The sequence below is a fragment of the Candidatus Neomarinimicrobiota bacterium genome, from assembly GCA_041862535.1.
GTDB lineage: Bacteria > Fidelibacterota > Marinisomatia > SCGC-AAA003-L08 > TS1B11.
Map to the genome: position 1 here is coordinate 1 of JBGVTM010000122.1, position 5,230 is coordinate 5,230.

6 protein-coding genes and 1 tRNA gene are annotated in these 5,230 nt (G+C 52.7%); all 7 read left to right on the plus strand.

Going from position 1 to position 5,230, the window contains the following annotated elements:
* A partial coding sequence (locus tag ACETWG_04585) for a PaaI family thioesterase (GenBank protein MFB0515868.1) occupies nt 1–412 on the plus strand: 412 nt, incomplete at its 5' end.
* A gap of 76 nt (nt 413–488) precedes the next feature.
* Nucleotides 489–848 carry a hypothetical protein gene (locus tag ACETWG_04590; GenBank protein ID MFB0515869.1) on the plus strand — a complete coding sequence of 120 codons (360 nt, stop codon included), beginning with the start codon at nt 489–491 and terminating at the stop codon, nt 846–848.
* 60 nt (nt 849–908) lie between these two features.
* Nucleotides 909–2,393, plus strand: coding sequence for a leucyl aminopeptidase (locus tag ACETWG_04595; protein MFB0515870.1), 1,485 nt, complete (start codon nt 909–911; stop codon nt 2,391–2,393).
* Between the two features lie 58 nt (nt 2,394–2,451).
* Nucleotides 2,452–2,525, plus strand: a tRNA-Met gene (locus tag ACETWG_04600).
* A 283-nt stretch (nt 2,526–2,808) separates the two neighbouring features.
* Nucleotides 2,809–3,096 (plus strand): hypothetical protein, encoded by a 288-nt coding sequence (locus ACETWG_04605; GenBank protein ID MFB0515871.1) that lies wholly within the window; start codon nt 2,809–2,811, stop codon nt 3,094–3,096.
* Between the two features lie 90 nt (nt 3,097–3,186).
* Nucleotides 3,187–4,044: a hypothetical protein gene (locus ACETWG_04610; protein MFB0515872.1), complete on the plus strand. Its 858-nt coding sequence runs from the start codon at nt 3,187–3,189 to the stop codon at nt 4,042–4,044.
* A gap of 826 nt (nt 4,045–4,870) precedes the next feature.
* Nucleotides 4,871–5,230: hypothetical protein (locus ACETWG_04615; protein MFB0515873.1), on the plus strand; the 360-nt coding region annotated here is incomplete at its 3' end.

Below are 5,230 nucleotides of genomic sequence, written 5' to 3' on the forward strand. Positions count from 1 at the left end.
AGAATATTCCGAAGCTCCCTTCGAACTTCCTGAGGTTTACTTTACCAAGTACCTGGGCTTCCGGACCGAATCACCCCAACCGGGCCGCTCCACGATAGCCCTGGACCTGCAGCCCTACCACCTGAACATTGCCGGGGTGGTGCACGGCGGCTTCCTCATGACGGTACTGGATACGCTCATGGGTCATGCGGTTTTCACCTATCTGCGTGACGCGGGGGCCCGCTTTGCCACCAGCTCTATGACCACCCACTTCCTACGGGCCGTGAGCAAGGGACGACTGACTGGCACGGGCCGGGTAGTATCGGGCGGCAAAAAGTATATCATAGCTGAAGCGGAGTTGTGGGACGAGCAGGACCAGCTGATAGCCACGGCTGAGGCGCAGTATACCAGTATCGGGCCACCCGGCAGATAGATCCCATTCGAAAATGCAGCACAGTACCGTGCCTCCTGCCTAAATTAATGACCCCTAAATCAGCACCGAATCAAATTTGAAAGCCCCCACCACACCCCCAGCTCCCTTTATCACCAGCCCGGGAGTGGACCTGGCGGAGGGAGAGTTGAATGTGGACCTAAATGAACAACGCGGGGGTGTAGAGGAGCGAGTGATCCCGTTTATGGCGGGGCTGTTCCGGGAGGCCCTGCGCAGCGAGGATGGGAGTGGGGGGGAGTCAGCGGAACTGTCGTCCTTAAGCGTGCAGCGGTTGGCCGGGTCGATTGTGGGCCGCATTTACGGCCAGGCTTACGTTGAAAAGCGCGGTGACACCGTGGTATTTCTGCGGGCCAGACTGATTAATGACCGGGGTGAGGTAGTCATGACGGGCATGGCCACCAGCCACGTGCCCCGTTGAGCCGCAAACGATCAAGATTTTCATTTTCACCAGGGAAATGATAATCAGAGGAGAAGCCATATGTCCTATGTGAAGCAGGTCGATCACATTCCTGAGCCGGATTTCACCCAGCCGATTGAATTTCTGGCACTGGGCATGTTCCAGGATAAGGGCATAGGGGCCAGCCAGCGCTCGGTGGACGAGGTACTCGGGGGCCTTATTGCTAAGGTGCTGGAGCGGAAGGATTTCAAGGGCAAGAAGGACGAGACGCTGGTGCTGTTTACCGGAGCGCCCCTGGCTCGGGTGGCCCTGGTAGGTCTGGGCAAGGAGGAGAAGTTCACCACCGATGTAGCCCGTCAGGCGGCGGGGAAGGCGGTAAGCCTGGCCCGTAAGGCCAATCTGACCAGCTGCAGTCTGCTCGCCTTTGAATCGGATCTGCCCGCTGACGATCTCGCCCAGGCCCTGGCGGAGGGGCTCATCCTGGGCTCTTACCATTTCATGGAGCACAAGAAGCCCGAGGAGGATGCCCGGGAGCTGGAGAGTCTGAGCCTTTATGGCCCGGTTTCCGCCGAGGGCCTCAAGCGGGGTAACATTCTGGGTGCGAGTGTCTGCCTGGCGCGGGATCTGCAGAATCACCCTTCCAACGTCGCCACCCCGACCCGGCTGGCCGAGGAAGCCCGGCGGATCGCCAGAGGGCCGCATATGACCTGCACCGTTTTCGACCGGAAGCAGTTCACCGCGCTGGGCATGGGGGCCCTGGCCGGTGTGGCTGCCGGCACCGACCAGCCACCCAAGTTTATCCTCATCGAATACAAGGGCGGCAAGGCGGGTGAAGCGCCGCTGGCCCTGGTTGGTAAAGGGCTTACGTTCGACTCCGGAGGGATCTGCATCAAGCCCTCTGAGAAAATGGATGAGATGAAGTTTGACATGAGCGGCGGGGGAGCGGTCCTGGGCGTCATGGAGGCCGTTTCGCGGCTGCAGCCCAGGATCAATATTGTGGCCGCGATTCCCAGCACCGAGAACCTGCCGGGCGGCAAGGCCCAGAAGCCCGGAGACATTGTGAAGGCTTACAGTGGCAAGACAATCGAGGTGATCAACACGGACGCCGAGGGCCGGCTCATCCTGGCCGATGCCCTATCCTACGTGGTGGACAAGTATAAGCCGGTGGCCGTGCTGGACTTCGCCACCCTCACCGGGGCGGTGCTGGTTGCCCTGGGGCACCGGGCCAGTGGCCTGATGGGCAACAACGATGACCTCATCGAGGAAGTCAAGCGGGCCTCTGAGAAGACCGGTGAGCGGGTCTGGCAGCTGCCGCTGTGGGAGGAGTATGCCGAGGACATCAAGTCCAAGGTGGCGGACGTGAAGAATGTCGGCGAGGGCCGGCTGGCGGGGACCATCGCCGGAGGGATATTCCTGAAGGAATTCGTCGGTGAGACCCCCTGGGCGCATCTGGACATTGCCGGTACTGCCTGGCAGGACAAGGACCTGCCCTACACGCCCGGCGGCGGCTCGGGGGTGGCGGTCCGCCTGGTGACCCAGCTCATTCTGGACCGGGCCAAGGCGTAACTTTGCAGGAGGTTAAGCCGTCGTTGCCTAGTTCCCAATGATGAGGTAAATTTCAGCAGGCGGTGTAGCTCAGTTGGCTAGAGCAGCGGAATCATAATCCGCGTGTCGGGGGTTCGAGTCCCTCCACCGCTACCCTGGATGTCAAAGAGGGACGAGAAGTTTATCCCGAGCCTGTCGAGGGAAGTCCCGGAATTTATCCCGACCTTGCGTCGGGACCGCTACGTTTCACTACGCGGGGCAAGCCACCGTTACCCTGGATGCCAAAGAGGGACGAGAAGTTTATCCCGAGCCTGTCGAGGGAAGTCCCGGAATTTATCCCGACCTTGCGTCGGGACCGCTACGTTTCACTACGCGGGGTAAACCACCATTACGAATCCGCCAGAAGGCCGGCACCCTCTCCAGCGGGGAACAGCAAATGCTGGCCCTCATGCTGAGGCCCAAACTGTTAATGGCCGACGAACCTTCCCTGGGCCTATCCCCGGACTTTGTGGAACTGATTTTCAACAAGCTTGTTGAAATCAACAAAGATGGAACCAGCATCCTCCTGGTTGAGCAGAATGCCCGGATGGCGCTGGAGGTGTGCCATAGGGGGTACGTGTTTGAGATCGGCACGATTGCATTAGAAGGGAAGCAGGATAGTCTTGTAAAGAATGAGCAGGTGCAGAAAGTGTTTCTGGGAGGATCGAGTACCCTAGCATATTGATTTACTATTTATGGGATCTTTGGATTGTTCGGATAATGGATTTTGTACGAAATCGTACGTGAGATATCAAATTACCCTTGAGTAGTGGATATGTATGAAATTGATCCTGAATCCGAAGAGTTTTCGAGGAGTATCCTTGAAGCCGGGAATGATCCTGAGTTTGAGAATGAGTGGGTGCCAGCTTACAAATTCGAAGAGAATGCCGCTAAAGACTTGGGAATAGAGGTGTCTGATCGTGAAAAAAATTATAGAGATCCCCCGGACTACTATTTTACCGCCGATGGACAAAGGATTGGAATGGAGATCACCAGCCTACTTGATGATGAAATAATGGAACGGAATGCATTTTGCCAACGTGTTGAAGGGATTATTAAAAAATTAATTGATGATAAAAAGAGTGTGCTGCCAGCTGGTAAGTACGAAATCCATTTCTTCCCTGGTGAAATGATGGACGTCATAGAGGGTGTCAAGATGGATATACCAGTATGGGGCAGAGAGTTCAAAGGGAAGGAATATGAACCACAGATTAGTTCTAGTCTAGAGAATTTGGTTAGAGGTTTTCAGGGGAGGCATACTACCAGTGAAGTTAAAAATAAAAGGGGGGAACTCATCGGCACAATCCATCTTTCACGCGTGGCAGACTGTGATGAAGTTGATGTCTTCATATGGCCCCAGGGAGTTTATCTAATTAAGGATTGGACTCCAGAAGAATTCCAAAAGGCACTACAAGGACGAGTTGATGCCAAGGAGCCCAAGTGTGAGCAAGCAGGTTTGAGCCTTCCCCATTGGCTCTTGATTTCTGATACTAGAAGCGCGATGTCAACCGGAGGAATCGAGTTCGATATCAGCTCTATAAAAGTGAAGTCATCATGCTTCCAAAGAGTCTTTTTCATCCGTGGTTTGGAAACTGACTATAGGATCTCTGAAGTGCAATGTGGTAGGGAATGATATCTGATAAGGAGATTTATGAGAAATAGGCGATCCGTCTAGAGGCTTAGTCATTAGAAGACGATTAATCCTTAACCATATTTGAGATAATTAAAAGCCCCACCGATCTCTCGACCAATGGGGCTTATTGTTAGGTTGGCAAATACTAGCTATTTCGGCAAAGAGGCACACTCAGGGCCCAGTAAAGTCTAGTTGAATTGTTACCCTATTGCAATCATCACTTCTTTTTCCGACGGATGGAGTATGCCCTTACAAGGCGGAGGTCGCGTGTTCGAATCACGCAGCGTCCACCAATGAAATAGCCCCGATTTCGTGATATGAGATCGGGGATTTTCTTTTATAAGGCCAGAAGAACATTACTTGATTCCTATCGTGGACAGGCAGGAGGCAGAGCGATTTAGCTCTCATGATGCTCCCAGCATACGTATATTTAATTGCTACATTCATGTAAATCTGATGAGATTAGAAAACTGGCTACAGCTGCATACGCTATAGGGATGAATTATTCAAAGGTATATACTAGTGAGAAGAGCCTCTTCAATTGCTGGAAGAGGTGAGGGCAGTGAAGGCTGAACAGTATAAGAAAGCTGGGTAGTGGAGATAAGCTGGGGAGTCCCAGACAGCGTTCGGCGTTTGTCCAATACCTGTCGTTGGTTACGGACCGCCAGGAGTATGAATGATTTAGGAAGGAGGAGGTATCGCTTGCTTTATGACGCCTAGATATAGCAAGGCGATATAGATGGTGCTGGTGGAAAGGAATGGTGAAAGGTCTTTAGTGATACAATAATAATCTATTAATAATCTATCCAATGGAGGAATAACAATCATGACCGCTCAAAACACTGATCGAGATGTTCCTACCGACATTTATGAATCACCTGAAGAAGCTAAGAAGCCTTCGGTTCCCCGTATTGTGTTCAGCTCAGTGATATGGACAGTTATATTTGGATTGGTTGCCCTATGGTTTGGAAATATCCTGATAATTATCGGTGCATGGTATTTATTTTCGGTCAATCCTGATGACGATGTACGGAGAAAGATTCGCATGATAATAGTGGGAGTGTACTGCCTCGCCCTATTCTTATTGAATATGATTATAATACCAGAACTAGTTGATGAATATTTTGGAGCCCTTGATCCCTTAGCGAAGTACTCCCAGGTGTGGGCGGTTCTTGCATTCATTAAA